The 26,832-nt window shown below is 61.5% G+C and carries 23 protein-coding genes; 13 read left to right on the top strand and 10 right to left on the bottom strand.

Annotated features, from left to right (window positions below):
* The first annotated feature begins 131 nt into the window (after window positions 1–131).
* Window positions 132–1,388 (top strand): 3-phosphoshikimate 1-carboxyvinyltransferase, encoded by a 1,257-nt coding sequence (locus AC19YS_RS14205; protein WP_106577909.1) that lies wholly within the window; start codon window positions 132–134, stop codon window positions 1,386–1,388.
* 32 nt (window positions 1,389–1,420) lie between these two features.
* Complete coding sequence (locus AC19YS_RS14200; protein ID WP_106577908.1) at window positions 1,421–1,810, top strand: hypothetical protein; 390 nt, start codon at window positions 1,421–1,423, stop codon at window positions 1,808–1,810.
* A 1-nt stretch (window position 1,811) separates the two neighbouring features.
* Here the strand turns inward: AC19YS_RS14200 and AC19YS_RS14195 are convergent, their stop codons facing one another.
* Window positions 1,812–2,318 (bottom strand): NAD(P)H-dependent oxidoreductase, encoded by a 507-nt coding sequence (locus AC19YS_RS14195; protein WP_234452662.1) that lies wholly within the window; start codon window positions 2,316–2,318, stop codon window positions 1,812–1,814.
* Between AC19YS_RS14195 and AC19YS_RS14190 the strand changes: the two genes are divergently transcribed.
* Both AC19YS_RS14190 and AC19YS_RS14185 read left to right on the top strand, forming a co-directional pair.
* A complete protein-coding gene (locus tag AC19YS_RS14190; protein ID WP_325167575.1) occupies window positions 2,268–2,837 on the top strand; it encodes a TetR/AcrR family transcriptional regulator in 570 nt (189 codons plus the stop codon). The genes AC19YS_RS14195 and AC19YS_RS14190 overlap by 51 nt on opposite strands.
* 112 nt (window positions 2,838–2,949) lie before the next feature.
* Complete coding sequence (locus AC19YS_RS14185; protein ID WP_106577905.1) at window positions 2,950–3,327, top strand: COG4315 family predicted lipoprotein; 378 nt, start codon at window positions 2,950–2,952, stop codon at window positions 3,325–3,327.
* A gap of 63 nt (window positions 3,328–3,390) precedes the next feature.
* Here AC19YS_RS14185 and AC19YS_RS14180 read toward each other — a convergent pair whose 3' ends face one another.
* Together AC19YS_RS14180 and AC19YS_RS14175 are read right to left on the bottom strand one after the other, a co-directional pair.
* Complete coding sequence (locus AC19YS_RS14180; RefSeq protein ID WP_200624849.1) at window positions 3,391–4,062, bottom strand: GNAT family N-acetyltransferase; 672 nt, start codon at window positions 4,060–4,062, stop codon at window positions 3,391–3,393.
* Window positions 4,063–4,118: 56 nt separating this feature from the next.
* Complete coding sequence (locus AC19YS_RS14175) at window positions 4,119–4,283, bottom strand: type 2 periplasmic-binding domain-containing protein (RefSeq protein ID WP_372239304.1); 165 nt, start codon at window positions 4,281–4,283, stop codon at window positions 4,119–4,121.
* 277 nt (window positions 4,284–4,560) lie between these two features.
* Between AC19YS_RS14175 and AC19YS_RS14170 the strand changes: the two genes are divergently transcribed.
* Both AC19YS_RS14170 and AC19YS_RS14165 read left to right on the top strand, forming a co-directional pair.
* A complete protein-coding gene (locus tag AC19YS_RS14170) occupies window positions 4,561–5,412 on the top strand; it encodes a CAP domain-containing protein (protein ID WP_119741924.1) in 852 nt (283 codons plus the stop codon).
* Between the two features lie 172 nt (window positions 5,413–5,584).
* Complete coding sequence (locus AC19YS_RS14165) at window positions 5,585–7,771, top strand: response regulator (RefSeq protein ID WP_500602070.1); 2,187 nt, start codon at window positions 5,585–5,587, stop codon at window positions 7,769–7,771.
* Window positions 7,772–7,774: 3 nt separating this feature from the next.
* Here the strand turns inward: AC19YS_RS14165 and AC19YS_RS14160 are convergent, their stop codons facing one another.
* From AC19YS_RS14160 to AC19YS_RS14145, 4 genes are all read right to left on the bottom strand, one after another.
* On the bottom strand, window positions 7,775–8,902 hold the full coding sequence (locus AC19YS_RS14160) for a GGDEF domain-containing protein (protein WP_500602068.1): 1,128 nt from the start codon (window positions 8,900–8,902) through the stop codon (window positions 7,775–7,777).
* 90 nt (window positions 8,903–8,992) lie between these two features.
* Complete coding sequence (gene glgB / locus AC19YS_RS14155) at window positions 8,993–11,230, bottom strand: 1,4-alpha-glucan branching protein GlgB (protein ID WP_500602066.1); 2,238 nt, start codon at window positions 11,228–11,230, stop codon at window positions 8,993–8,995.
* Complete coding sequence (treS, locus tag AC19YS_RS14150) at window positions 11,227–14,574, bottom strand: maltose alpha-D-glucosyltransferase (protein WP_500602064.1); 3,348 nt, start codon at window positions 14,572–14,574, stop codon at window positions 11,227–11,229. The genes glgB and treS overlap by 4 nt, the downstream gene beginning before the upstream one ends.
* Before the next feature lie 91 nt (window positions 14,575–14,665).
* Window positions 14,666–16,654, bottom strand: a complete 1,989-nt coding sequence (locus AC19YS_RS14145; RefSeq protein WP_124417265.1) for an alpha-1,4-glucan--maltose-1-phosphate maltosyltransferase — start codon at window positions 16,652–16,654, stop codon at window positions 14,666–14,668.
* Window positions 16,655–16,858: 204 nt separating this feature from the next.
* On the opposite strand from AC19YS_RS14145, the gene AC19YS_RS14140 reads away from it, so the two are divergent.
* Together AC19YS_RS14140 and AC19YS_RS14135 are read left to right on the top strand one after the other, a co-directional pair.
* Window positions 16,859–17,017, top strand: a complete 159-nt coding sequence (locus AC19YS_RS14140) for a hypothetical protein (protein ID WP_164487928.1) — start codon at window positions 16,859–16,861, stop codon at window positions 17,015–17,017.
* Window positions 17,018–17,250: 233 nt separating this feature from the next.
* Window positions 17,251–18,261 carry a M10 family metallopeptidase C-terminal domain-containing protein gene (locus tag AC19YS_RS14135; protein ID WP_500602061.1) on the top strand — a complete coding sequence of 337 codons (1,011 nt, stop codon included), beginning with the start codon at window positions 17,251–17,253 and terminating at the stop codon, window positions 18,259–18,261.
* Here AC19YS_RS14135 and AC19YS_RS14130 read toward each other — a convergent pair.
* Window positions 18,250–18,765: an MgtC/SapB family protein gene (locus AC19YS_RS14130; protein ID WP_106577896.1), complete on the bottom strand. Its 516-nt coding sequence runs from the start codon at window positions 18,763–18,765 to the stop codon at window positions 18,250–18,252. The two genes, AC19YS_RS14135 and AC19YS_RS14130, sit on opposite strands and share 12 nt — an antisense overlap.
* Before the next feature lie 123 nt (window positions 18,766–18,888).
* Here AC19YS_RS14130 and AC19YS_RS14125 point away from each other — a divergent pair, with 123 nt between their 5' ends.
* The 5 genes from AC19YS_RS14125 (at window position 18,889) to AC19YS_RS14105 (ending at window position 23,667) form a co-directional block, all read left to right on the top strand.
* On the top strand, window positions 18,889–19,128 hold the full coding sequence (locus AC19YS_RS14125; RefSeq protein WP_119742811.1) for a DUF3203 family protein: 240 nt from the start codon (window positions 18,889–18,891) through the stop codon (window positions 19,126–19,128).
* A 184-nt stretch (window positions 19,129–19,312) separates the two neighbouring features.
* Complete coding sequence (gene ccoG, locus AC19YS_RS14120) at window positions 19,313–20,722, top strand: cytochrome c oxidase accessory protein CcoG (RefSeq protein ID WP_500602059.1); 1,410 nt, start codon at window positions 19,313–19,315, stop codon at window positions 20,720–20,722.
* Between the two features lie 73 nt (window positions 20,723–20,795).
* Window positions 20,796–22,205 carry a GntR family transcriptional regulator MpaR gene (mapR, locus tag AC19YS_RS14115; protein WP_106577894.1) on the top strand — a complete coding sequence of 470 codons (1,410 nt, stop codon included), beginning with the start codon at window positions 20,796–20,798 and terminating at the stop codon, window positions 22,203–22,205.
* A 103-nt stretch (window positions 22,206–22,308) separates the two neighbouring features.
* Window positions 22,309–22,965, top strand: coding sequence for a hypothetical protein (locus AC19YS_RS14110; protein WP_500602056.1), 657 nt, complete (start codon window positions 22,309–22,311; stop codon window positions 22,963–22,965).
* Window positions 22,966–22,971: 6 nt separating this feature from the next.
* The gene (locus AC19YS_RS14105) at window positions 22,972–23,667 is read left to right on the top strand and encodes a tetratricopeptide repeat protein (protein WP_500602055.1); all 696 of its coding nucleotides are present in this window, start codon (window positions 22,972–22,974) and stop codon (window positions 23,665–23,667) included.
* A 57-nt stretch (window positions 23,668–23,724) separates the two neighbouring features.
* Here AC19YS_RS14105 and AC19YS_RS14100 read toward each other — a convergent pair whose 3' ends face one another.
* Both AC19YS_RS14100 and AC19YS_RS14095 read right to left on the bottom strand, forming a co-directional pair.
* Window positions 23,725–24,471: an SDR family oxidoreductase gene (locus tag AC19YS_RS14100; protein WP_124417260.1), complete on the bottom strand. Its 747-nt coding sequence runs from the start codon at window positions 24,469–24,471 to the stop codon at window positions 23,725–23,727.
* Window positions 24,472–24,555: 84 nt separating this feature from the next.
* Window positions 24,556–26,622 (bottom strand): putative bifunctional diguanylate cyclase/phosphodiesterase, encoded by a 2,067-nt coding sequence (locus tag AC19YS_RS14095; protein ID WP_200624838.1) that lies wholly within the window; start codon window positions 26,620–26,622, stop codon window positions 24,556–24,558.
* Window positions 26,623–26,832: the final 210 nt, after the last annotated feature.

The following is a 26,832-nucleotide window of genomic DNA, read 5'->3' as shown; positions in this document are numbered from 1 at the left end:
GCGAGTTGATCACGCCGTAATACGCGCCGTACAACGATCCCTGCTCGACAAGCGTGGCGTGTTTGGCTGATTATTCGGGTCCGCCCGTCGGCCACTCCACACCACCTTGCCTTGATCAGGAGCCTTGTACCTTGAGTTCGCAGAAAACCGTGACCGTGACACCGCCCAATTTCCCCCTGAACGGCAAGGTCGCTCCTCCCGGCTCCAAATCCATTACCAACCGCGCCCTGTTGCTGGCGGCGCTGGCCAAGGGCACCAGCCGTTTGAGCGGCGCGCTGAAAAGCGATGACACCCGCCACATGTCGGTGGCCCTGCGCCAGATGGGCGTGACCATCGATGAGCCGGATGACACCACCTTCGTGGTCACAGGCTCCGGCAAACTGCAATTGCCCGCGCAGCCGTTGTTCCTCGGCAATGCCGGCACCGCCATGCGGTTTCTCACGGCGGCCGTGGCAACGGTCGAAGGCACCGTGGTGCTGGACGGCGACGACTACATGCAAAAACGCCCGATCGGCCCGCTGCTGGCCACCCTTGGCCAGAACGGCATCCGCGTCGACAGCCCCACGGGTTGCCCGCCGGTGACCGTGCACGGCGTGGGCAAGGTCCAGGCCAAACGCTTTGAAATCGACGGCGGTTTGTCCAGCCAGTATGTGTCGGCCTTGCTCATGCTTGCCGCCTGCGGCGAAGCGCCGATTGAAGTGGCGCTGACCGGCAAGGACATCGGCGCCCGCGGCTACGTGGACCTGACCCTGGACTGCATGCGTGCCTTTGGCGCACAGGTCGAAGTGGTCGACGACACCACCTGGCGCGTCGCCCCCACCGGCTACACCGCCCATGACTACCTGATCGAACCTGATGCCTCCGCTGCAACGTACCTGTGGGCCGCTGAAGTGTTGACCGGCGGGCGCATCGACATCGGCGTGGCGGCGCAGGACTTCACCCAGCCGGACGCCAAGGCCCAGGCCGTGATCGCCCAGTTCCCGAACATGCAGGCCAACGTGGTCGGCTCGCAGATGCAGGACGCGATCCCGACCCTGGCAGTCTTGGCCGCGTTCAATAACACCCCGGTGCGCTTCACTGAACTGGCCAACCTGCGCGTGAAGGAATGTGACCGGGTGCAGGCGCTGCACGATGGCCTCAACGAAATTCGCCCAGGCCTGGCCACCATCGAAGGCGACGACCTGCTGGTCGCCAGCGACCCTGCCCTGGCCGGCACCACGTGCAACGCGCTGATCGACACCCATGCCGACCACCGCATTGCCATGTGCTTTGCGCTGGCCGGGCTGAAGGTCGCGGGAATCCGCATTCAAGACCCGGACTGCGTGGCCAAGACCTACCCTGAGTACTGGAAGGCCTTGGGCAGTCTTGGGGTCGCACTGAGCTACTGAAGCAGCCGCGCCGGAATGGGGAGGGAATGCACATGACGATTCGCCCGCCCTGCCCACCCGGCGCCTGCGTCTGCGACCGCGAGCAACTGCTGCAAGCGCCCGACGCCGACGTGCGCATTCTTCACCTGACACGCCAGGAAGAAAAACGCCTGCTCGAGCGCCTCGAAGACCTCAAAAGCCTGCAAGACCTGGAGCACATGCAACAGCGGATGTACGAGCAATTGGGCATCCGCGTACACGTCGCACCGGGCCACACCGAGGTTAAGAGCATGCGCGGGATTCAGATCGTCATCGACGACCTGCCGGGCATGTGTCGCAAGACCCGGCAATCAATTCCCGCAGCGATTCGTCGCGGCATGGAAAAACGCCCGGAGATTGCCTACCGCTTGCTCGATGCCCACGACCTGTTTCGCGAAGGCTGAATCACCCGGCCACGGCTTCGTCCTCAAACAGGCCCTGCCCCACGACCTTCGCCGCCTGTAAATGCGCTTGCGCACCCCCGCTCTCGGATTCCAACAGCAGCGCGGACGTCACCACCTGAGCACCGCAATAATCAAAAATCCCGTAGTCAATTTGCGTGCGCATCGCCTGGGTGTACCCGTGGCGGTCGAACGCACTGTGATCCGCCGCGCCGAGGGCCAGCAGGTGCACCTGCAAGTGCCGCAGTTTCTTCACCACCGGCGTATCGGGACCGTAGTCGATGGCCCAGCCGTTGACGAACACGCGGTCGATCCAGCCTTTGAGCAGGGCTGGCAGCGACCACCAATAAATCGGGAAGGCGATAACCAGCGCGTCGGCGCGGTCGATGCGTGCTTGTTCAGCGAGGATGTCGGCCGGTGGCGTGGCACGGGCGGCGGCGAGGTCGGCAATCTCGAACGTGTGGCCAGCGGCAGTCAAGCCTGCCGCCAATTGCTCGATGTGGCCTGGCAACTGGTACGCGAGGAAGGCACCGAAGCGCTGACCCTGGGCCGTCTCGCGGAACTGGCGGGCGTCACCAAGCCGGTGGTCTATGACCATTTCGTCACCCGCGCAGGCTTGCTCGCCGCGTTGTACGAAGATTTCGACGGGCGTCAGAACCAGCTGTTTGCCCAAGCCCTCGACAGCAGTGGCGCGACACTCGATGACCGCGCGCAGGTGATCGCCACGTGCTATGTCGATTGTGTGTTGCTGCAGGGGCGGGAAATTCCGGGGGTCATTGCCGCGTTGAGCAGTTCGCCGGAACTGGAAACCCTCAAGCGCAAATACGAGGCGATCTTTCTCGACAAATGCCGCGACGCCCTGGCGCCGTTTGCACCCGGCGCCACCGTGTCGCAAGCCGGCTTGCGGGCGATGCTCGGCGCGGCGGAGGCGTTGTCACAGGCGGCAGCCAGCGGCGAGATCAGCCGTGATGAGGCGCAGCAGGAGCTGCTCGCGACGATCCTGGGCATGGTCAATCGCAGCCGCGGGTAAATAATTATTCACGCCGCAGGAATAAAGCGTCGCGACGGGTGTTTACCTGAGTACGGCTTGTGAATACAGCACAAGGCCAGTACCTAAATCCAAAAACACCCAGGAGCTCGTCATGCTGAAAAAACTCTCCCTCGCTGCTGCCGTCCTGTTTGCCTGTGCGGCTTCCACGGCCTTCGCCGCTCCAGCCAACGTGGCCGACAGCGCCAAGGGCAAAGTGCTGGTGGACAGCAAGGGGATGACCCTTTACACCTTCGCCAAAGACAGCGCCGGCAAATCGGCGTGCAACGGCCAATGCCTGGCCAACTGGCCCGCTTTTACTGCCCAGGCCACGGCGAAAGATGCCGACGGCTACAGCGTGATTACCCGCGATGACGGCAGCAAGCAATGGGCCTACAAAGGCCAGGCGCTGTACACCTGGGTCAAGGACAGCAAACCGGGCGACATCACCGGTGACGGCGTTGGCGGTAACTGGAACCTGGCCAAGCCATAAGGTGTGAGGCCAATGCAGCGTACCGGTGGCGAGGGAAACCGACCTCGCCACCGGTTGGCCTATTCACGCCAAGTGCTCATCCACATATAGCCGCACCTTGCGCGCCAGCTGATCCAGATGGCGGTCGCGTTGCTTCTCGGCATCCACCATGGCGCGCTTGCCGTGTTTTTGCAGCAGGTAGGTATGAATCTGCCGCACTTCCAGCGAGCGATAGATCGCCGCCACGTCCAGCACGCCCATCAGGCCGTCAGTGCCGTAATCGCGCGTGTTCATCAGCACCTGCGTGTCGCGCGCGCCGCGTACCTGAAAGCCCATGGCCGTGAACGCCGGGACCTTTTCCACGGCACACGCCAACTCGGCGTGGGGATAACGCGCCAGCACGTCCTGCATCATTGCGCGCGCCACGCCCTGGCGCCGCCTACCCGCCTGCACTGCCATGAACGCGATACCGCAGGCTTGAGGGTCGTCTTTGACCGGCAGATAGAGGCAAAAGCCGACCAGCGTGTCCTCCTCCATCGCCACCACCAGCTCAACGGCGATGCCCTTCGAGCCATCCAGCGCTTGCAGGTACAAGTGCACCTCAAAGCCGGTGGTGTACTGGTAAATGTTGTAGAGCAGGTTGCTGGGCGGCAGCGCGACGCTGCTGATATCGGTGAGGTTATCCACCACCATCTGCAGGATCTGGCTGGTGATCGGCTCGGGGCACGGCGTGGTGTAGCGGGTAAGGCTGAACATGCAAATTCCTGGGGTTTCGCGTCAAGGCAGCGGCGATTGTACCTGCTGCTGCGCGTTTATTGCCCGCACAGCTCGCGTAAACAACCGCGCAACCCGCGGTGGGCCAGGTCGGCATCCGGCCGCGGGTGCCAGCGCATGGCCACGGTAAACGACGCACGCGTCAGCGGCAGCGCAACGCGGTACAGCCCATCGCGCTGGTGGGCGGTGTAGCGTCCGGGCACGCGGGCGATCAGCCGGCACCTCGGCCCTGGGCTTAGTGTTTGCCTGGGCCAGCCCGATATAACCCACGCAACCGCGCAAAGCGTGGCGAATGGCCTGCACGTGACCTTTGCCGTGGCACTGGCGCCGATCATCCTCGCACGCCGCTTCGCCTGGCGCCGCCACAACGCCGTGAACGGCGCGCAGAACACCCGTTGAGGCAAAAAAACAAAAAAGGCGTTGCGCCAGACCGGGTTACATCGCGCATCATGGGCACTTTCAAGCTCAAGGGTAACGTCCATGCGCGTTCTGTCATTGATGATGGGTTTTACGACGCTGGCCGCCAGTCTGGCGTTCTGCGCCAGCGCGATGGCGAATGAAGAAAGTCAGTTGGTGCAACAGATCAACCAGTACCGCAGCCAGGTGCAGCGCTGCGGTGACCAGGGTTCACAGGAACTGCCACCGCTGGCCAGCGACACGCGGCTGGTGTTGCCGGCCACCAATGTCGGCGATTTGCAGCAAGCGCTCGCGCGGGCTGCGTACCCGATGGTCAACGTGCAAGCCATTAGCCTGTCGGGGCCCAAGGATGCCCAGGCGGCCATGAAGGCGGTGCGGGAAAGTTTCTGCCGCGTAGTGCTGGACCCGCAATTTGTCGACATCGGCGTGAGCAACAGCGGCGAGGACTGGCGCATTGTGCTTGCCCGCCCCCTGCTCTCCAGTGGTTTGGGTGATTGGCAGACCGAAGGCCGGCAGCTGCTCAACCTGATCAACGCCGCCCGTGAACAGCCGCGCCAGTGCGGCACCCAGGCATTTGCCGCGACCACGCCCGTGTCGTGGAACGACGACCTGGCCAGCGCCGCCAACAGCCACACCCGCAATATGGCCAACGGCAACTTCTTCGACCACCTGGACCACGACGGCCGCACCCCGGGCGATCGCGCTGAACTGGCAGGCTATATCGCGAAAAATATCGGCGAGAACATTGCCGCCGGCCTCGACACGCCGCGCAAGGTGGTGGATGGCTGGCTCGCCAGCCCAGGGCACTGCGCCAACCTGATGAACCCGCAATTTCGCGAGTTGGGCGCCGCTTATGCAATGGACCCCAAGAGTGATGCGGGCATCTACTGGACCGGTTTATTCGGCACGCAATAGCGGTTGGGCAAGCGCCCAACCCGGCCCAAGCACACCTATTCAAATGGATAAGACATCAAAGTGCCATCTCGTTGATAATTGCGCTGAACTGCTAACGATCAACCGTGTCTGTAGCTGGGTGCCATGAATGTTCAGGCGCGCTGAAGACTCTGGCAAACAAGGTGTTCTCCCAATGATGAATTGGCTGCAAGGCAGCAGCGACATGGCCGAACGCGTGCGTCAGCATGATTGGGCGAGTACGCCATTGGGTCCGCTGGAAGACTGGCCCGACGTACTCAAAACGACGGTCGCGCTGTGCTTTGCCTCAAGCTTCCCCCAGTCCATCAGTTGGGGGCCACACCTGATCACGCTCTACAACGATGCGTTTGTCCCCATTCTTGGCGATAAACCCTACTCGTTGGGCCGCCCGTTCAGTGAAACCTGGCGTGAAGTCTGGGATGAAGTAAGCCCCATCGCCCACGCGGCCTTTGAGGGGCACGCGACCTATATCGAGAATTTCCCGCTGGTGATTGAACGTGGCAACGGCCCGGAGCAATCGTATTTCACGTTTTGCTACAGCCCTGTGCGCGACCCGTTGGGCGCAGTCGTGGGCATGCTCAATACCGTCACCGAAACCACCGCAACGGTATTCCTCAGCCGACGCCTGGCCGTATTGGATGCGATTGGCAGCGCGGTGGCCAACGCCACCGACGCCGAAGCCATCATGACCCTCACCACGCGCCTGCTCGCCGAGCACATGGGCGTGTCCATCTGCGCCTACGCCGACATGGAAGCCGACGAAGACGGCTTTACCATCCGCGACAACTGGGCCGCACCTGGCTCGCCGAGTATTGTCGGGCGCTACAGCCTCGCGGATTTCGGCGAGCAGGCCGTAAAGTGCCTGCGTGCAGGCGAACCGTTTGTGGTGAATGACAACCGCGTGGAGTTCAGCCCCGAGGAAGCCGCCGCCTACCAGTCGCTGGGCGTGACGGCGACGGTGTGCTTTCCGTTGATCAAGGATGGGCGCCTGACTGCATTGATGGCCGTGCACCATAAATTCGCGCGCCTGTGGTCACCGTACGACATGGCGCTGGTGGGCGAAGTCACCGAGCGCTCCTGGGCACACATAGAACGTGTGCGCGCCGACGCCGCCGTACGCGAGGGCCTGGCCGCGATCACCGAACTGAATGCCACCCTGGAACAACGCGTGGAAGAACGCACCGCCGCGTTGACCCAGGCTGAAGCGGCGTTGCACCAGTCGCAAAAGCTTGAGGCGATCGGCCAGTTGACCGGCGGCGTGGCCCATGACTTCAACAACCTGCTGACGATCATTCGCTCCTCGGTGGATTTTCTGCGCCAGCCGGGGCTGTCCGAAGAGCGACGCACACGCTACATGAGCGCGGTTTCAGACACCGTCGAGCGCGCCAGCAAGCTCACCAGCCAGTTGCTCGCCTTCGCCCGCCGCCAACCATTGAACCCGGAAGTCTTCGATGTGTGCGAGCGGGTCAAGAACATCGGCGAGATGCTTGAAAGCGTGACCGGCGCGCGTATCACTGTGCAGATCGAACTGCCCCGTCTGCGCTGCTATGTGCGCGTCGACCCGAGCCAGTTTGAAACCGCGCTGATCAATATCGCGCTCAATGCCCGCGACGCCATGGACGGGCGCGGCACCCTGACACTGAGCGTCGCCACGGTGGCAGCGTTGCCGCTGATCCGTGGCGATGCGCAAGTACAGCAGCCGTTTGTGGCGATTGCCCTGGCCGACACCGGCAGTGGCATTGCCGACGACACCGTCGAGCGCATTTTCGAACCGTTCTTTACCACTAAGGCGGTGGGCAAAGGCACAGGCCTTGGCCTGTCGCAGGTGTTCGGGTTCGCCAAGCAATCGAGCGGTAACGTCGACGTGGCCAGTACCCTTGGCCAAGGCAGCGTGTTTACCCTGTACTTGCCCGAAGCAGAAGCCGAGACGGTGCAGGCCAGCCTGCCACACCAGGACCGCTCGCTGGTCCACGACACCGCGCAGCGACATATCCTGATCGTCGAAGACAACCTCGAAGTGGGCCGCTTTGCCAACCAGATCCTGCAGGACCTCGGTTACCAGACCACTTGGGTCACCGATGCCGAACAGGCACTCGCGCTAGCCGGCCCGGATGTGATGGCCTTCGACGCGATTTTTTCCGATGTGGTGATGCCGGGCATGACCGGCGTGGCGATGACCAAACTGCTGCGCCAGCGTCGGCCGGACCTGCCGGTGGTGCTGACCTCCGGCTACAGCGAAGAATTGGCCGACAGTGGGTATGAAGGGGTCGAGTTCCTGGCCAAGCCCTATTCCGCGGACCAAGTGGCACGCGTGCTGGCCAAGTCGATGCAGCGCGCCTGACGCCTACTCCGCGATCGCCACCTGGTTACGGCCCATGGCCTTGGCGCGATACAGCGCCTTGTCGGCCGTGTTCATCAGGCTGTGCAGGTCCTGATCAAGGCTGCGGGTCGTCGCCACACCGAGGCTGGCAGTCAAGCCTTGCACCGGTTCGGCGGCGAGGCCAGAGATGGCCTTGATCAGTTGCTCGGCGATAGCCCGTGCGGTTTCCAGCGAAGTATTGGGCAACAACACCGCAAACTCCTCGCCGCCGAGCCGCCCATACACATCGGCCTGGCGAAACGATGCGCTGATCACCCCGCCAATCTGGCGCAAGACCTGGTCGCCAGCCTGGTGACCGTAGGTGTCATTGATGGCTTTGAAGTGATCCATGTCCATCATCAGCGCGCACAGCGGCTGCTGGTTATGGCGACATTGCGCGTACAGCACTTGGGCATGCTCGAAGAATGCGCGGCGGTTCATCAATCCGGTCAGTTCGTCGGTCTGGGCGGCGCGCGTGGAAATCGTGTGCGCGCGCTCCATCTGCCGGGTCAGGCGAAAGGCTTTTTCCAGGGCATCCGCCAATTTGCGCGTGGCGCTCGCCACAAAGGTCGAAAACACCAGCACTGCCACGCCCACACCCACTTGCATCGAGGAAGGCTGGAACAACAGCCACAGCGTACAGGGGAACAGCACCAGGACCATGGAGCCCAGCGTCATGTAACGGTAGGCGGAATAACACGAGACGGCGCTGACCGACATGCCCACGGTGAACAACATCACCAGCACCTGGGAGACGCGGTCGTCGGTGGGCATCACCGCCAGCGCGCCAATGCCCCACACACCCGCCGACAGCATCAATGTCACCCAGTAGCGACGCTCCCAGCGGTCGGGTGTACGTTCGCTGTTCGGGCAGCGAAACCATTGCACGAACATCTGCACGCGCAGCAGCGAGGTCACTGCCAACACCGATAACCAGACCAGCATGACGGTGTGGTCAAAGCGGTCCCAGCACAACCAGCAAAGCATGACGGCGGCCAGGTAACTGCCAAAAATGGCGGCGAAGGATTGACGAAACAGTTGATGCAAGCGGTCGGTTCGCACCAACTCTTCTATCAAACCATCCTGGTCCTGCCCACGCCCTAGGCCGTTCATTCAATACGCCTGCTTCGACTGCCGCGACAAAGGCGCCATTGTGGCACCCTGCCAGCAGCGCGGACAACCGAATCCGGCACCTGGGTGACCTTAAAGCGATTCCGGCCGCAGAATCAGCACACCCAATGGCGGCAAATTCAACGACAGCGACACCGGCTGCCCATGACGTGGCTCATCCTGCGTGAAAACTTCCCCGCCGTTGCCGTAGTTGGAACCGGCGTACATGTCGGCATCGCTGTTGATCACCTCGCTCCAGCGCCCGGCAAACGGCACGCCGACGGCGTAGGCTTCACGCGGCACCGGGGTGAAGTTAGCGACGACCAGCACCGCTTTGCCGTCCTTGCTCCAGCGCAGCCAGGCATAGACGCTGTTGATCGCATCGTCGCCGATCAGCCACTGGAAGCCCTGGGGTGCATCATCCTGCTCATGCAGCGCCGGTTCTTCACGGTACAGGCGGTTCAAGTCGCCCACCAGTTTCTGCACGCCCTGGTGTTCAGGGTATTGCAGCAGGTACCAATCCAATTGCTGGTCGTGGTTCCACTCGCGCCACTGCCCAAACTCGCAGCCCATGAACAGCAGCTTCTTGCCGGGGTGCATCCACATGAAGCTCAGGTAAGCGCGCAGGTTGGCAAACTTCTGCCAGCGGTCACCGGGCATCTTGTCGATCAGCGAATGCTTGCCGTGCACCACTTCATCGTGGGAGATCGGCAGGATAAAGCGCTCGGACCAGGCATACACCAGGCCAAAACTCAGCTCGTTGTGATGGTGGGCGCGGTACACCGGGTCTTGCTGGATGTAATGCAGCGAATCGTGCATCCAGCCCATGTTCCACTTGTAGTTGAAGCCCAATCCGCCCTGCTGGGTGCTTTGGCTCACACCCGGCCACGCGGTGGATTCTTCGGCGATCACCAGTGCGCCCGGCGCTTCCAGCGCCACCACGTCGTTCAAATGACGCAGGAAGTCGATGGCTTCCAGGTTCTCGCGACCGCCATGGCGGTTAGGCACCCACTCGCCGGCTTTGCGCGAATAATCGCGATACAGCATCGAGGCCACGGCATCCACCCGCAGGCCGTCGATATGGAAGTGTTTGAGCCAGTGCAGCGCCGAGGCCAGCATGAACCCGTGCACTTCGGTGCGGCCCAGGTTGTAGATCAGCGTGTCCCAATCCTGATGGAAGCCTTCCAGCGGGTTGGCATATTCGTACAGCGCGGTGCCGTCGAACTGGGCCAAACCGTGGGTATCGGTCGGAAAATGCGCCGGTACCCAGTCAAGGATCACGCCAATATTGGCCTGATGGAGGGCGTTGACGAAGAAGCCGAAATCTTCCGGCGAGCCAAAGCGCGCACTCGGGGCAAACTGCGACAGCGCCTGATAACCCCAGGAACCGCCGAACGGGTGCTCCATGATCGGCATCAGCTCAACGTGGGTGAAGCCCAATTGCTGCACATACGGAACCAAGCGCTCGGCCAGCTCGCGCCAACCGTACTGGCGAGAGACTTCACCGGCCTCGTCGAGCTCGCATTGCCAGGAGCCGACATGCAGCTCATAAATCGACAGCGGCGCCGAGGGCTTCTGATTGTCGGCGCGCGACTGCATCCACTCATGGTCTTGCCAGTCCACCTGCAACGGCGCGGCGACTTTCGAGGCGGTGTCAGGCGGCAGCTGGGTCGCCAGCGCCATCGGGTCGGCCTTGAGCGGCAGAATGCCGTGGGCACCGAGAATCTCGTATTTATAGGCCGCGCCCGGTTGCAGGCGCGGGATGAAGATTTCCCAGACGCCCGAGGGGTGACGCAACCGCATCGGATGGCGGCGGCCATCCCAGATATTGAAATCACCCACCACCGACACGCGCCGGGCGTTTGGCGCCCACACGGCAAAGCGCACACCTTGCACGCCATCGACGCTGGTCACTTGCGCGCCGAGGCAACTGCTCAGGTCGCGGTGATTGCCTTCGGCAAACAGGTACAAGTCCATTTCACCGAGCAGCAACTGGCTGAAACTGTAAGGGTCTTCTGTGATCTGCTCGCCGCCAGCCCACTGGATTTTCAGCAGGTAGCTCTGGCGCGTCTTGAAGTGGCCGACAAACAAACCTGGCACCGGGCTGGCGTCCAGGTTGCCGAGTGTCTCACCGCTGTCTCGCGCCAGCACCTGAACACTCAGGGCTTCGGGCAGAAACGCGCGGATGAACTGGCCGCCTTGCTCGTCATCGTGTGGCCCGAGAATCGAGAACGGGTCATGGTGCTCGGCGCGTACCAGTGCTTCGACGTCCTTGGACGCCGGCATTGCAGTCAGTTTCGGTTGCAGCGGTTCTTTATTTGTAAAGCTCATGACGTCTCCCCACCGCGTGCAGTTTTCGATATAGGTGTTAGCCCGCTGAGCAGACCGTGCAAACCTTGCAACGGCACCGGCAACCAGGTCGGGCGATTTTCCGCTTCGTAGGCCACTTCATACGCGGCCTTTTCCAGGCTGAACAACGTCAGCGCAGCGCTTTGGCCTTTGGCATCCTGCCAGTCATGCGCCAGTGTAGACGTCGCATGATGATAAGCCTGGGTAAATGCCTGACGTGCTTCACTCAAGTACCGGTCGGTCACGCGTTTGCGGGCAATGTCCGCTTCGGGCGAGTGATCCACACCTTGCACATTCAAGGCCATGGCGGCGGCGTAATCGAACGAGCGCAGCACGCCACTGACATCTTTATAAGGGCTGTGCTTGCCGCGTCGCTCATGCAGCGCACGCGCCGGTTCGCCTTCAAAGTCGATCAAGTAAGCATCGCCCTTGACCACCAGTACCTGGCCCAGGTGCAAGTCACCATGAACCCGGATCCGCAACCCGCCGGCCGTGGCTTTCGCCAGGGCCTGAACGTGCGCGCCGATGGCTTTTTTCTGCGTCAGCAATTCACTGACCAGCGCCTGATCGGCAGGGTTCAATTGACTTTGATGAAGCTTGAGCAAGTGCAGCGCGCGGTCGATCTGCGCGCCAACGTCCTTGGCCCAGGCCTGGGTGTCCTTGACGCTCGTGACTTCGGGTTTGAAGTCTTTGTTGGTGGTTTTCGCCGCCAAGACCGCGTGCATCTCACCCAGGCGCTGGCCGAGCAAACCGGCAAAGTCTTGCAGTTCGCCAAGGGCGTTGTAGTGCTGTTCCTGTTCGGACATGGCTTCGGCCAGCTCGTCACGAATCGCCCGCTCCAGGCTGTTTTGCGTCCAGGCCCACGCATCGCCCTGGTTGCTGAGGTAACCCTGGGCAATCATCAACAGGTTGTCTTGCCCTTCACCGTCACGACGCACCATCGAGCCCAACAACGGCGAGATGTTGGGGTAACCGGCTTCGGTCAGGTAAGCGCTCATTTCCAGCTCCGGGTGCACGCCGGCGCTGACTTTGCGGATGAGCTTGAGCACCAGGCTCTCGCCCACGACCACCGAACTGTTGGACTGTTCGGCGGACAGGTAGCGCACCTGCGATTCGTCGCCCAGTTGCAGCTTGGCCAGATGCGGCGTGGCCTCAAAGCGCAAGTCACCTTCGCCGGTGTTCAGCACGGTGCCGGCTTGCAGGCCATGGATCACCGCGCGAATAAAATGCTCAAGGCTGAAGGCGTCGGTTACCAGGCCGACCTGACGCGCACGGCGTACACGGGCGAGTGCCAATTGCTGCGGCAACGCGCTGGTGAACTGGTCTTCGCCCAGAAAGCCGAATGGCAGTTGATAGCGGCTGACCTGGCCGGCGCTGCTCACCTCGATTTCGCTGAGCAGCACCGGGTGCTGCGGGTCGCCAAAGCGCACGCCGTAGGCAATGCGCACACTGTCGATGGCCGTGTCCTTGCCGGCAAACCAGCGCCGCTTGGGCAACCAGGTGGGCAACGAGGTTTGTTCCAGCGTGCTGCGGCACGGTTCTTCGAGCAGTTCTTCCATGCGTTTTTTCAATACCAGGGTGGTGAAGTCCGGGATGCTCTGCGCCGGTTCCACATGCCAGCTCGGCATCTGGTTTTCCGCCGCCAGCACAAACCAGTAGAAACCGTAAGGCGCCAGGGTCAGCAGGAAATTGAGCTGGCCAATGGGTGGGAAGGCATTCCCGCCGAGCATCTCCACCGGCACCATGCCGGCGAACGCCGACAGGTCCAGTTCGGCGGCCTGGGCACTGCGTGACACGTTAGCCACGCACAGGATGATTTCCGTGCGGCCGTCTTCGCCGGTGAATTCACGGGTGTAGGCCAGGATGCGGCGGTTGCTCGGCGAGAGCATTTTCAGGCTGCCACGGCCGAAGGCCTTGGACTGCTTACGCACCGCAAGCATGCGCCGGGTCCAGTTCAGCAACGAGTGCGGGTCCTGAGCCTGGGTTTCGACGTTGACCGACTGGTAGCCGTAAAGCGGGTCCATGATCGGCGGCAGCACCAGGCTTGCCGGGTCGGCGCGGGAAAAGCCGCCGTTACGGTCGATGGACCACTGCATCGGCGTACGCACGCCATCGCGGTCGCCCAGGTAGATGTTATCGCCCATGCCGATCTCATCGCCGTAATACAGGGTCGGCGTGCCCGGCATCGACAACAGCAGGCTATTGAGCAGTTCGACACGGCGGCGATCACGTTCCATCAGCGGCGCCAGGCGTCGACGAATACCCAGGTTGATTCGCGCGCGACGGTCGGCGGCGTAGTAATTCCACAGGTAGTCGCGTTCTTTGTCGGTGACCATTTCCAGGGTCAATTCATCGTGGTTGCGCAAGAAGATCGCCCACTGGCAGTTGGCGGGAATCTCCGGGGTCTGGCGCAAAATATCGGTGATGGGGAAGCGATCTTCCTGGGCCAGCGCCATGTACATGCGCGGCATCAGCGGGAAGTGGAACGCCATGTGGCATTCATCGCCGTCGTCACCCTTTTTGTCACCGAAGTACAACTGCGTGTCTTCCGGCCATTGGTTGGCCTCGGCGAGCAGCATGCGGTCGGGATAATGCGCGTCGATCTCGGCACGGATCTGCTTGAGGACGTCGTGAGTTTCCGGGAGGTTTTCGTTATTGGTACCGTCGCGTTCGATCAGGTACGGAATGGCGTCCAGGCGCAGGCCGTCGATGCCCATGTCCAGCCAATAACGCATCACCGACAGCACCGCCTTCATCACCTGCGGGTTGTCGAAGTTGAGGTCCGGCTGGTGGGAATAGAAACGGTGCCAGAAGTACTGACCGGCGACCGGGTCCCAGGTCCAGTTGGATTTTTCGGTGTCGAGAAAAATGATGCGGGTGCCGTCGTATTTCTGGTCGTCATCGGACCACACGTAGAAGTCGCGCGCGGCTGAACCCGGCTTGGCCTTGCGCGCACGCTGGAACCAGGGATGCTGGTCGGAGGTGTGGTTGATCACCAGTTCGGTGATGACCCGCAGGCCGCGTTGGTGGGCTTCGGCAATAAACCGCTTGGCGTCGGCCATGGTCCCGTAGTCGCTGTGCACGCCACGGTACTCGGCAATGTCATAGCCGTCGTCGCGGCGTGGCGAGGGGTAGAACGGCAAGAGCCAGATGGTGTTCACGCCCAGGTCGGCGATGTAATCGAGCTTGGCGATCAGCCCGGGAAAATCACCGATGCCGTCGTTGTTGGAGTCGAAATAGGATTTGACGTGAACCTGATAAATCACCGCGTCCTTGTACCAGAGCGGGTCTTTGATAAAGGTGGCAGCCTTGGGTTTCTTCGCCATTGGAAACTCCTGAAAATTCTGAAAAAACCAACTGGTAGAACACGCTCCCTGCAGGCGCCGTGTGTCGACGCCTGCAGGTGACTGGCTGGTTTCAGGAGGTGGTGATTCTCCAAATTCCAAACGGCATGTGCGGCTCCAGCCGCGTCCACTGAGTCTTGCCATACCAGGTCCAGCGGTGCCCGTTCATCAAGTCTTCGCCTTGGGTCTGGGCGTCGTCCGGCAAGCCCAGCTCCCAAAGTGGCAACTCGAAATGGGCTTCCTGGGCATTGAACGGGTCGAGGTTCACCGCGACGAGGATGAAATTGCTGCCGTCTTCACTGCGCTTGCCGAAGTACAGGATGTTGTCGTTCCAGGCGTTGTAGAGCTTCAACCCCAGGTGCGTTTGCAACGCGGGGTTCTGCCGGCGGATACGATTGAGCTGCGCGATCTCGGCAATGATGTTGCCGGGCGCCGTGAAATCGCGCGGGCGGATCTCGTACTTCTCTGAATCCAGGTACTCTTCCTTGCCCGGCACTGGCGCGGCTTCGCACAACTCGAACCCCGAATACATGCCCCACAGGCCCGATCCCATGGTGGCCAGTGCGGCGCGGATCAAGAAACCCGGCCGCCCGGATTCGTGCAGGAAGCCGGGGTTGATGTCCGGCGTGTTGACGAAGAAATTCGGTCGGTAGCACTCGCGCCAGGGCGATTCGTTCAATTGCGCAAAGTACTCGCTCAACTCGGCCTTGGTATTGCGCCAGGTAAAGTAGGTGTAACTCTGCGAATAACCGACCTTGCCCAGGCGCGCCATCATTGCAGGCGTGGTGAACGCTTCGGCGAGGAAGATCACGTCAGGGTGTTTGCCGCGCACGTCGCTGATCAGCCATTGCCAGAAGGGCAGCGGTTTGGTGTGAGGGTTGTCGACCCGAAAGGTCTTCACGCCCTCTTCCACCCAGCCCAGCACGACGTCGCGCAACTCAGTCCACAGGCTCGGAATCGCATCGGCGGCATAGAAGTCGACGTTGACGATGTCCTGGTATTTCTTCGGCGGGTTCTCGGCGTATTTGATCGTGCCGTCCGGGCGCCAGTTGAACCAGCCCGGGTGCTGCTTGAGCCACGGGTGGTCCTGGGAACACTGGATGGCGAAGTCCAGAGCGATTTCCAGGCCGTGGTCGGCGGCGGCCTTGACCAACCGACGGAAGTCATCGCGGCTGCCCAGTTGCGGGTGGATGGCTTCATGGCCGCCCTCCTCGCTGCCAATCGCGTACGGGCTGCCGGGATCATCGGGGCCGGCGGTCAGGGAGTTGTTCTTGCCTTTGCGATGGCTGCGCCCGATGGGATGGATCGGCGGGAAGTACAGCACGTCAAAGCCCATGTCATGGATCATCGACAGCCGAGAGTGCACGTCGTTGAACGTGCCGTGGCGGGCAGGATCGTCGGTGATCGAGCGCGGAAACAGCTCGTACCAGCTGGCAAACTGCGCCGCTGTGCGCTCGACATCCACCGGATAGACCGGGCTGACGCTCAAATAGGCACGGTGGTCGGCCTGGGTCATCAGGTGTGCACTGTCTTCGTGCAGAAACTGCGCGACCTGCTCGGTTTCCAGCAAACCGGACAGTTCGTGGTGCAACAGCATCAGGCGATCGCGCAGCTCGTTGTCACTGCGCTCGGCGGCCTGCAACACCAGGCTGCGACCTTCCTGCAGCTCGAGGCTGACTGGCACGCCGGCCTCGTGTTTTTTGCGCAGCTCATAACAGAAGCTGGCAAAGGTATCGATCCAGGCTTCGATGCAATATTGGTGGGGGCCTTGCTGCGTCACGGTGAACGCGCCTTCCCAGCCATTGTTGCCGACGTCGGTCATTACTACGCTGTGCCAGCTTTCGTCCTGCAACGGGCGCCAGCGGATCAGTACGGCAAGCTTGTCGTGGCCATCAGCAAAGACCTTGCTGGTGACATTGATGCGCTGGCCGACCACGGCCTTCACGGCAAACTCGCCGCCGTCGATCACGGGCGCGGTACTTTCGATAGCGATCCTGGGCAATAACAACGCCTGGGACAGCGGCAAAATGGAATCGTCTGGAGCCAGTGTTTCAGCAGTCATCGAGCATCTTCCCCTTACGCCCTGTGGACGCTCTTTGCTTGATCCGAATTCTGATATGGCAACGCTCTCCCTGAGCAGGGCCGTAATAGGTCCGAGCCTGGCGTCAGGTGAAAAGTTCAGGTGGATATGTCGCCATTGGGCGGGGAATCAATTCCCCCAGGCGGATGTCCACCGCAAGAGCAAAGCACAAAGGAGGCCACACCGATGAATATCCCGATTCCGGCTGAAACACCCGATCCGAACATCGACGACCCAACGTTACCGCCCGCTGAGCCGAAGCCGATCCCTGAACAGGAACCCCCTGAAAACGATCCACCGCCGGTGCAGGAACCGCCAACGAGCGAGCCGCCGGCCATTCTGTGACCAGGCCCTGATAGGTTCAGCGTCCGCTCGCAAGGCACGGCGGGTACTGCAGACGCAGTACTGGCCGTTGAACCTTGACTCGCGAGCAGGCGTTGACGCAGAAAATTCCCACTCACTTGAAAGGCAAAGCCCTAATTCCAACTGATGTGATCGTTCTCATACTGATTTTGCGCTGACTTCATTTCCAGGCCCCTGGCCCCAGCGCTCGTCCGATTGGTTTTTGAGGATTCATCATGTCGACCATCCAGCAGCCGTCTTGCGCCCGCGCCGAACTCATCCCAGGCCACCTTCATTCCCACCCCATGCCGCCATCACCCGTGAGCGTGTCTGCTCAAGCGCTGGACGCCCTGCTCCGGTCGGCGCCAAACACCACCCGCGAGCCTATGCGTGCAGATGGAGCCGCACCCGCCGACCAGGCGGCGCTGGAAAAACAGCTCAAGCAACTCTGCGACCAGCTGGACCGCAAAACCGTTGAGCGCCTGATGCGCGACCCTGAGTCCAGCGAGTCAAAAGACACCTTCAACACCATCGACAGGCTGTTGACCCCCGACAACCTCAAGTGCCTGTTGAGCGGCCCCAACGCAACGTCCTGCATCAAGATCCTCGCCAGGATCGAAACCCAACTCAACAAAGGTTCGCTCGACACGGTCTTGAGCCCCATTGAAACCGAGCAGGTCGGCGCCTATCGCAACTATGTGGAGGCGGCGCTGTTCGCGTTGAAAGCCAGCTTGATGAAAGCCTCACCGAGCAGTCGCTTTGATATGGTTCGCGCGTTCTCCCGCCAGGAACACGCGCCCCTGACGAGCATTCAGGACTATATGCATAGCCTGCAGGTCAAGAGCAAACACCTCTGCGACATTGCCACTCAGGTCCGGAAGGTGACCGAGCCGTTGCAATATGCGCATCTTGAAGATTGGCAGCGACGGGACCACTACGAGTCCGACTGTAAAAACCACCCCAAGACCTACAGTTTCACTAACACGCTTGAGTCCACGCTCGAGCACCCGTGTGAAATCAGGCACTTTGTCACCGACCGGGACAAGCTGGACGTCACCGGCATTCGCCGGCAACTGAATAAACCGCTGCACTGGGTCAACCAGTTATCCGGCGCCAGTGGTGAGATGCAGTTGAAATACTCGCGTGCGCACAACGCCAGCGTGCTGGTGATTGCCGGCAACCAGGGGGAGCCTGCGCTGGTCGCAAAGATATTTGGTCAGGTCAAAGAAAACGATCTACTCACCTGATCGGCGGTCATCTTCATTCTCGAACGCCCTGACGATCCGGGGCATCACGCTGAATACCGCCAAGGCCAGCAAGGTACTGAGCACCGCTGTCGATTCGCGGCCCATGCCGGCGGCAACCCCGATTGCCGCAGTCATCCACAGGCCGGCAGCGGTGGTCAGGCCTTTGACGTGCTGGCCCTGCTCATCTTCCTTGCCTTTGAGAATGGTGCCGGCGCCGAGAAATCCGATGCCGGCAATCACGCCTTGAAGCACCCGGCTCATCGCATCCGCCTGGCTGCCGGACGTCTGCGGCACCAATACAAACAGCGCGGCGCCCAACGCCACCAGCATGTGGGTGCGTACACCGGCCGCCTTGCCCTTCTGTTCCCGTTCGAACCCGAGAATACCGCCCAGGAGCGCGGCGATCAGCAAGCGCACGGTAATCTGGGTGAGTTGTTTCGCATCGCCGATGTCGGCAAATTCGGCTTGCAGGGTTTGCCACACTTCGCTCCACCAGGCATCCATGGAAAGCGGTCCTTTGTGATTATGGGTCTAGCATGGACAACGGCGACCGCCAGTCAGTTGCCTGGAACGCAGGGCAACCGGGTGAACCCTAATGATCACCCGCCAATGGAAAAGGAGATCACCATGCCTGTACGTATCGATAACCAGACGTGCTACTTCAAGGTCGATGAAAACGGCCAGGAGCGCAGCCTGCCTGCGCCCGAGGTGACGGTCAGTACCGACAGCCTCAAAGCCATGTCTTTTGTGACGCTGGATAACGACAGGATCTACATCACCGAGGCCGAAGCCGATGCCTTGACCGTCGCCGGCGCCGTGGATGGACGCAAACACTTGAAGGCGACCGACAGTGATTCGGTGATTTGATTGATCTGTATCAATGTGCGCTGATTGGCGCTGCACTCCTGGCGCCACGGAGTGCAGCGATCGGCCACAGTCTTGTAGGAAAAGCCCATCTGATCCGCTTTTTATCGCCCTAGCTGAGTCTGTTATGCACACAGAGCGGCGTCCATAGTTCATCCGCCTGATGGAGGCTGATGAGCGAACGACCATGAGCGAAAGAATCCCAACCGTGGAAACCTTTGAGCCCATACACCCAAAGAAGGTGAAGGCCAAATCCAGCGACAACCTGATCCATACCCGCAGCTTTACCGGCCTGTTTCGTACCTTGCGCATAGTCGGCGCCGCGGTGCTGTTCCTGGCCTTTTTCGGCACCGTATGGCTGAACTGGGGTGGACGCCAGGCCGTGCTGTGGGACCTGGCCGAGAGCAAATTCCACATCTTCGGCGCAACCTTCTGGCCCCAGGACTTCATCCTGTTGTCGGCGCTGCTGATCATCTGCGCCTTTGGCCTGTTTGCCATCACCGTGTTCGCAGGCCGGGTGTGGTGCGGCTACACCTGCCCGCAAAGCTCGTTTACCTGGCTGTTCATGTGGTGTGAAAAGGTCACCGAAGGCGAACGTAACCAGCGCATCAAGCTCCACGCAGCGCCGTGGAGCCTGAACAAGCTGGCGCGGCGCTCGGCCAAACATACCTTGTGGCTGGGCATCAGCGTGTTGACCGGGCTGACGTTTGTCGGCTACTTCACGCCCATCCGGCCTTTGGCCTTGGAGCTGCTGACGTGGCAAATGGGCGGCGTCAGCCTGTTCTGGGTGCTGTTTTTCACCGCGGCCACGTACATCAATGCCGGCTGGCTGCGTGAAGCGGTGTGCATGCACATGTGCCCCTATGCGCGCTTCCAGAGCGTGATGTTCGACAAGGACACCCTGACCATTTCATACGATGCGGCGCGTGGAGAACACCGCGGCCCGCGCAAACGAGACGTGACGCCCGCCAACGTCGGCCTGGGTGACTGCATCGACTGCCAGCTGTGCGTGCAGGTGTGCCCTACCGGCATTGATATCCGCGACGGCTTGCAGATGGAGTGCATCGGCTGCGCGGCCTGCATCGACGCCTGCGATTCAATCATGGACAAAATGGGCTATGCCCGCGGCCTGGTGAGCTATACCTCCGAGCATCAACTGCAGGGCGGCAAAACCCACCTGCTTCGGCCGCGACTGATCGGCTACAGTGCCGTGCTGTTGGTGATGATCGCCGCACTGGTGGTGGCCCTGGTAGGACGGCCGATGGTGTCGCTCGACGTCACCAAGGACCGCGGCATGTTTCGCGAAAACAGCCAGGGCTTGATCGAAAACATTTACAGCCTCAAGGTCATCAACAAAACCCAGCAGCGCCAGGACTATCGCCTGGCGTTGGTGGACGCCGAGGGTTTCGTGCTGCAAGGCAAGACCGAGCTCAGCCTGGCGCCGGGGGAAATCAGCGATGTGCCGGTGTCGGTGGCATTGTTGGCCGACACGCCGGCGAGCAGTTCACAGACCCTGCGGTTCAAGGTGACAGACGTGGATGAGCCGTGGATCTACAGTGCGGCCGACAGCCGCTTTGTGGCACCGATGAACCGCTGAGGTCTAACCGACACAGGCCCGCAGCCACTGTTTGCCCTGTGTTCATAATGAGAAAACTGTTTTTAAGGTCTTCATGAAACGCTACGAAAAATTCGCCGATGACATCGCAGAACTGATCCGCTCCGGCGTGCTCGGGCCCGGCCAGCGCGTGCCGTCGGTGCGCTATGCGAGCCAGACCTACGGCGTCAGCCCGTCCACGGTGTTCCAGGCGTATTACCTGCTCGAACGCCGTGGGCTGATCCGCGCGCGGCCGCGTTCCGGTTACTTCGTCAACACCCATGCACCGAGCCCGTTTTCCGAGCCGGTGGTGAGCGAACATGTGCACGAATCCACCGAAGTCGATGTGAGTGAACTGGTGTTTTCGGTACTGGACTCCATCAAAGACCCCAATACCGTCCCCTTCGGTTCGGCCTTTCCCAGCCCGATGCTGTTCCCTTTGCCACGCCTGGCACGTTCGCTGGCCAGTGCCAGCCGCGAAATGGACCCACGCCTGGTCGTGACCGACATGTCACCGGGCAACCCGCAGCTGCGCAGGCAAATTGCCCTGCGTTACATGGTCGGCGGCCTGATGCTGCCGATGGAAGAGTTGCTGATCACCAACGGCGCACTCGAAGCCCTGAACCTGTGCCTGCAGGCCGTGACCGAGCCGGGCGATCTGGTAGCCATCGAAGCGCCGGCGTTTTATGCCTGCCTGCAGGTGCTCGAACGTCTGAAGCTCAAGGCCGTGGAAATTCCGGTGCACCCACGCGACGGCATCGACCTCAACGCCTTGGCGCAAAGCCTTGAGCGCTACCCGATCAAGGCCTGCTGGACCATGACCAGCTTCCAGAACCCGATGGGCGCAACGCTGCCGGAGGCCAAAAAGCAGGCGTTGGTGGAACTGCTGCGCAGTCACCAGGTGCCGCTGATCGAAGACGACGTGTACGCCGAGTTGTATTACGGGCAGCAAGCGCCCAAACCGGCCAAGGCCTTCGACACCGAAGGCCTGGTGATGCACTGCGGCTCCTTTGCCAAAAGCCTGGCCCCGGGTTACCGCGTTGGCTGGGTGGCCGCCGGGCGCTATGCGCAGAAGGTCGAGCGCTTGAAGCTGATGACCTCGTTGTGCCCATCAATGCCGGCGCAGGCGGCGATTGCCGACTACCTGCAGCACGGTGGCTATGACCGCCATTTGCGCAAGTTGCGCTATGCCCTGGAAGAACAGCAAAGCGCGATGCTGGCGGCCATCGCCCGCTATTTCCCGGCCCAGACACGGGTCAGCCAGCCGGCTGGCGGGTATTTTTTGTGGCTCGAACTGCCGGAGCAAACCGACTCGCTGAAGTTATTCCAGATGGCCCTGGCCCAAGGCATCAGCATTGCGCCGGGGCCGATTTTCTCGGCGACCCAGCGCTTCAGAAATTGCATCCGCTTGAATTACGGCAGCCCGTGGACCGAGGCGTCGGAGAAAGCGATGGAAACGCTGGGGCGGATCGTGCGCTCGTTTTGAACAGGCTCGCCGCAGCCAGACCGCTGGGCAACGCCCCTCCGGTTAGCGAAGACGTTTCAGCCTTGTTACACTCGCCGCCCCTCAACGCTCATGGATGACGCCGATGCTTCGCCCACTGTTATCCGCCCTTTGCTTGCTGGCGCTTGCCAGCCAGGCGCAGGGCCAAACCACTGCCGCCACCCCTGATCAGCTGTTCAGCGATTTCTCCCGCTGTGACGCACGCTTTTTCGAAACCCTCAACACCGCGTCCCTGCCCGCCGGCACCCTGCGCATGGCCAAACAGGGCAACGTCAGCGCTCCAGTGGTCATGAACCCACTGCAGGAAGGTGGTCGCTATCAGGCCTTTGAGCAACCGCTGGTGGTCAACGGCGTGCGCCTTGTGGGGTATCACAATGAAGCCATGTCGCTGCCCAATGTCGGCAATTTGCTGTTCTGGGGATTCGTCGCCGAAGGTTCGGTGAGCGATGTTGCCGAGCGCCTCAAGCCTTTGATCGCCGACCACGCACGCCTGGTAGCAGAACGAGGCAGTGTCAGCCGCGCCGATATTCGCCGGGTAGGCGACCCGATCGGCCAATGGCGCACCGAAGGCTTGGCGGGACCGGGCGTGGCCACGCCCTTTGGCTTTGTAGAGCGTACGCTGAGCCTGGAAAAAGGTCCGACCGAGGGCCGTACGAAGATCTTCTGCTCCTTGCAAGGCACCGTCACGCCTGCCCTGCTGCAAGTCTATCGCCCCGACCTCAACGCCAATCTGCTGGACTGACCAAGCATGCCTAACGCCTCTATTCGTGGTTTCGCCCTGCTGGCCGTTGCCGCAGTTGTCACCGGTTGCGCGCACCAGCCAACCCCCGCCGAACTCAACCTGCAGCATTGCGTCAACACCAGCAAGGCCATGAGAGCCGAGCAAAATCAGCAGGTGATTCAAGAGTCAGAGCTGTGCCTGACGAAGAACACCCTGCCGCCCAAAATCAAGAGCACCGTGTACCTGTTGCAGTCAGTGGCCTACACAAACCTCAAGCAGTATCCGCAAGCCATCAGCGCACGCGAAAAATCCATCGCCACCAACCCGCACCCCGAACCGCGTGCGACCCTGGAACTGAGCTACCTGTACCGCCTCAATGGCAACCCGCAAAAAGCCCTCGAACTGGTGCAGTCCAATCTGGATGCCGGCCTGGGTGAGAATGGCAAAGGCGCCGGGTTCAACATGCCGACGTTCTATCATTTGGGCCTGGCGCTCTACGACCTCGGCCAGTACCGCGAAGCCGCCGAAGCCTACAGCGCCGGACTGATCAAACAGCCTGACTACGCGTGGGCCTACTACCAGCGAGCGCTGGCCTATGACCGGCTGGGCGACAAGGAAAACGCTCGACGCGACTTGAACCAGTTTGCCAAACGCGTCGACCCAAGCTCGGTGGAGGCGCAACACAAAGCCCAGTTGGCGGCGTATCAGATCAAGCTGCCCTGAACGTCACCGTGAGGCGCCCCTTGGGTGCCTCACTCAACAGCCGGCCAACCGCGGTGATCAGCGACCGCCGCCCAGGTCCAGGAAGGTGCCGGTGGTGTACGAGGCCTTGTCCGACAGTAACCAGATAATCGCCTCGGCCACTTCGTCCGGGCGCCCGCCACGGGCCATCGGAATGCCGGATTCAAGTTTGCTGACCCGGTCCGGATCGCCACTCAGGGCGTGGAAGTCGGTAAAGATATAGCCGGGCCGCACGGCGTTAACGCGGATCCCTTCACCGGCAACTTCTTTCGACAGCCCCAGTGTGAAGGTGTCCAGCGCTCCCTTGGAGGCGGCATAGTCGACGTATTCACCCGGCGAACCCAGGCGCGCCGCCACTGACGACACGTTGACGATACTGCCACCCTGCCCGCCATGCCTTGGCGACATGCGCAGCACCGCATGCTTGGCGCACAGAATCGGCCCGAGCACGTTGGTTTTCATGATCTTGAGGATGCGGAATTCGGACATCTCGTCGACCCGCGACTTATGCCCCACGGTGCCGGCGTTGTTCACCAGCGCGGTGACGCGGCCCAGCTCGGCATCCACGCGACCGAACAGCGCAACCACTTCATCTTCGATGCTGACGTCCGCACGCACTGCAATCGCCTGGGCGCCGAGGGCGCGAACCTGTTCGAGCACGCTATGGGCGGCGTTTTCGTCGGACTGATAGTTGATGCAGATGCGGTAACCCTCGCGAGCGGCCAGCAATGCCGTCTCGGCACCGATGCCGCGGCTGCCCCCAGTGATGATGACGACTTTGTCCATGCGTGCGGTCTCCTGACTCAACCTGATGTTTAGGGTTGGGGCCAAGAATACTCGTCACGCACGGCTTTTGTCAGGCGCTACCGCCTATTCGGCACGCTGGATGTCAGCCATGAAACCGTCAGCCGGCAAGGGATGCCCCAGCAGATAGCCTTGCAGCGAGTTGCACCCCAGGCGGGTGAGGAAACTCTGCTGCACATCGGTCTCCACGCCCTCGGCGACAATCCGCAGCCCCAGGGCCTGACCGAGGGCGACGATGGCCGAAACGATGGCGGCATCGTCGCTGTCGTGTTCCAGGTCGCGGACAAACCCGCGATCGATCTTCAGCTCATTGGCGGGCAGACGCTTGAGGTACATCAGGCTCGAATAGCCGGTGCCGAAGTCATCGATGGACAGGTCAACGCCCATGTCCGACAACTGCTGCAACACCGTCATGCTCGCGTCGGCGTCACTCATGGCAGTGGTTTCGGTAATTTCCAGGGTCAGGCTATTGGCCGGCAACTGGTGACGGTCCAGGGCTGCGGCAACGCTCTTGACCAGCCCGGCATGGCAAAACTGCAAGGCCGACAGGTTTACCGCAATGCGCCAGTCTTCATAGCCCTGCGCATACCACAGACGCATCTGACGACAGGCTTCGTTCAATACCCACTCGCCGATAGGAATAATCAAGCCGGTCTTTTCCGCCAGGTCGATAAACGTCGCAGGCAACAACAGCCCCTGCTGCGGATGCTCCCAGCGCAGCAAGGCTTCGGCGCCGACCGGGATGCCGCTCACCGCATCGAACTTGGGCTGGTAATACAGACAAAATTGCTCGTGCTCGAGGGCGTTGCGCAGGTCCTGCAATAACTGCAACTGCTTGCGCGCGTTGGTGTTCATCGACACATCGAAGAAACTGTAGCCGTTCTTGCCCATGCCCTTGGCGTGGTACATGGCGGCGTCGGCGTTCATCAACAACTCCTGCGGGTTACTGCCATTGCCCGGAAACAGCGCGATACCGATGCTGGCGGAGATTTGCAGTTCATGCTCGGCAACCTTGAAGGCACGGTTGATCAGCCCGACCTGACGTTCGGCGAGGCCGACGGCGTCGTCCGGCTGCGTCAATTGCACCAGCAACACAAACTCATCCCCGCCGATACGGGCCAACGTGTCATGGCCGCGCAGGTCTTCGCGCAAGCGCAGGCCCACCTCGCGCAACAACTGGTCACCCATGTGGTGACCAAACGCATCGTTGACCGGTTTGAACCCATCCAGGTCGATAAACATCAGGGCAAAGCAACCGCCCTGCTCCTTCACCGCCTGAATGGCTTGCTGAATACGGTCGGCGAGCAACGTGCGATTGGGCAGGCCGGTGAGCATGTCGTGCAGGGCCAGGTGCGTCAGTTCCTGGTTGGCCAGGGTGAGGGAGTCGGCAAGTACGGCGGTGCGCGCCTCCAGGCGAGCGTCAAGCAACGAAGTCAGCAACGCGATGATCAACACCGCCAGCGTGGTCACTAGCACCAGGTTGTCCAGGCCCGTGCCACTCAGGCCCGTCAGTGCGGCGCCGCAGAAGCTGTTGTCATCAAAGCGCGCGGCGGCCATGCCGGTGTAGTGCATGCCCACGATTGCAATGCCCATCACCACGGCTGCGCCACCGCGTGCCAGGCGTACGTAAGGCGTGCTGCGACGCAAGTTGAAGGCGATCCACAGCGCAGCGCCGGACGCGACGACCGCGATCAACAATGAGGCGCCGAACAGGGTTGGGTCGTAGTCGATGCCCGGCGTCATGCGCATCGCGGCCATGCCGGTGTAGTGCATGCTGCTGATGCCCGCGCCCATGATCAGCGCACCGAACGCCAGTTGCCACGCAGGCAGGCGTGGCTGGCTGACCAGCCATAAGGCAAAGCCGCTGGACAACACGGCGATCAGCAGGGACAGCGCGGTGATGCCCAGTTCAAACCCGAGGGCAAACGGAAGGCGCAAGGCCAACATGCCGATGAAGTGCATGGACCACACGCCTACGCCCATTGCCAATGCGCCGCCCGTCATCCACACATACACGGCGCGGCCCCGGGCGGTCGCAAGACGGCCGGCAAGGTCCAGCGCGGTGTAGGACGCCAGGATCGCGACGAACAGGGAAATCACGACCAGGGAGGGGGAATAGCTACCGATCAGCATGGAATTTCTCAGAACTGACGGGCCTGGAGCGCCCGTGCCAAGTGGCAAAGCGGGCGATTGTAGCGAGAATAATTAGGGGCGCGTTGATTAATTATCATGGGGCCACTAGTGGCGTTTTGACGTCAATCTACTGGCTTAACATTGCGGTGCTCGGGGGTTGAAGTTGCGTCTGTATCGACGTCTTCGGCTCCGGGAGGGGCTTGCCGCCTC

The organism is Pseudomonas sp. MF08831, from assembly GCF_059862645.1.
This window is presented reverse-complemented; position numbering and strand designations above follow the sequence as displayed.

What these genes read in the sequence shown, in the direction of transcription:
- AC19YS_RS14135 (WP_500602061.1), top strand. Translation starts at nt 17,251, where the DNA reads ATGTCGACCATCCAGCAGCCGTCTTGCGCCCGCGCCGAACTCATCCCA.
- AC19YS_RS14100 (WP_124417260.1), bottom strand. Translation starts at nt 24,471, where the DNA reads ATGGACAAAGTCGTCATCATCACTGGGGGCAGCCGCGGCATCGGTGCC.
- mapR (WP_106577894.1), top strand. Translation starts at nt 20,796, where the DNA reads ATGAAACGCTACGAAAAATTCGCCGATGACATCGCAGAACTGATCCGC.
- glgB (WP_500602066.1), bottom strand. Translation starts at nt 11,230, where the DNA reads ATGAGCTTTACAAATAAAGAACCGCTGCAACCGAAACTGACTGCAATG.
- AC19YS_RS14125 (WP_119742811.1), top strand. Translation starts at nt 18,889, where the DNA reads ATGCCTGTACGTATCGATAACCAGACGTGCTACTTCAAGGTCGATGAA.
- AC19YS_RS14140 (WP_164487928.1), top strand. Translation starts at nt 16,859, where the DNA reads ATGAATATCCCGATTCCGGCTGAAACACCCGATCCGAACATCGACGAC.
- AC19YS_RS14130 (WP_106577896.1), bottom strand. Translation starts at nt 18,765, where the DNA reads ATGGATGCCTGGTGGAGCGAAGTGTGGCAAACCCTGCAAGCCGAATTT.
- AC19YS_RS14095 (WP_200624838.1), bottom strand. Translation starts at nt 26,622, where the DNA reads ATGCTGATCGGTAGCTATTCCCCCTCCCTGGTCGTGATTTCCCTGTTC.
- ccoG (WP_500602059.1), top strand. Translation starts at nt 19,313, where the DNA reads ATGAGCGAAAGAATCCCAACCGTGGAAACCTTTGAGCCCATACACCCA.
- AC19YS_RS14200 (WP_106577908.1), top strand. Translation starts at nt 1,421, where the DNA reads ATGACGATTCGCCCGCCCTGCCCACCCGGCGCCTGCGTCTGCGACCGC.
- AC19YS_RS14180 (WP_200624849.1), bottom strand. Translation starts at nt 4,062, where the DNA reads ATGTTCAGCCTTACCCGCTACACCACGCCGTGCCCCGAGCCGATCACC.
- AC19YS_RS14110 (WP_500602056.1), top strand. Translation starts at nt 22,309, where the DNA reads ATGCTTCGCCCACTGTTATCCGCCCTTTGCTTGCTGGCGCTTGCCAGC.
- AC19YS_RS14160 (WP_500602068.1), bottom strand. Translation starts at nt 8,902, where the DNA reads ATGAACGGCCTAGGGCGTGGGCAGGACCAGGATGGTTTGATAGAAGAG.
- AC19YS_RS14105 (WP_500602055.1), top strand. Translation starts at nt 22,972, where the DNA reads ATGCCTAACGCCTCTATTCGTGGTTTCGCCCTGCTGGCCGTTGCCGCA.
- AC19YS_RS14145 (WP_124417265.1), bottom strand. Translation starts at nt 16,654, where the DNA reads ATGACTGCTGAAACACTGGCTCCAGACGATTCCATTTTGCCGCTGTCC.
- AC19YS_RS14165 (WP_500602070.1), top strand. Translation starts at nt 5,585, where the DNA reads ATGATGAATTGGCTGCAAGGCAGCAGCGACATGGCCGAACGCGTGCGT.
- treS (WP_500602064.1), bottom strand. Translation starts at nt 14,574, where the DNA reads ATGGCGAAGAAACCCAAGGCTGCCACCTTTATCAAAGACCCGCTCTGG.
- AC19YS_RS14170 (WP_119741924.1), top strand. Translation starts at nt 4,561, where the DNA reads ATGCGCGTTCTGTCATTGATGATGGGTTTTACGACGCTGGCCGCCAGT.
- AC19YS_RS14185 (WP_106577905.1), top strand. Translation starts at nt 2,950, where the DNA reads ATGCTGAAAAAACTCTCCCTCGCTGCTGCCGTCCTGTTTGCCTGTGCG.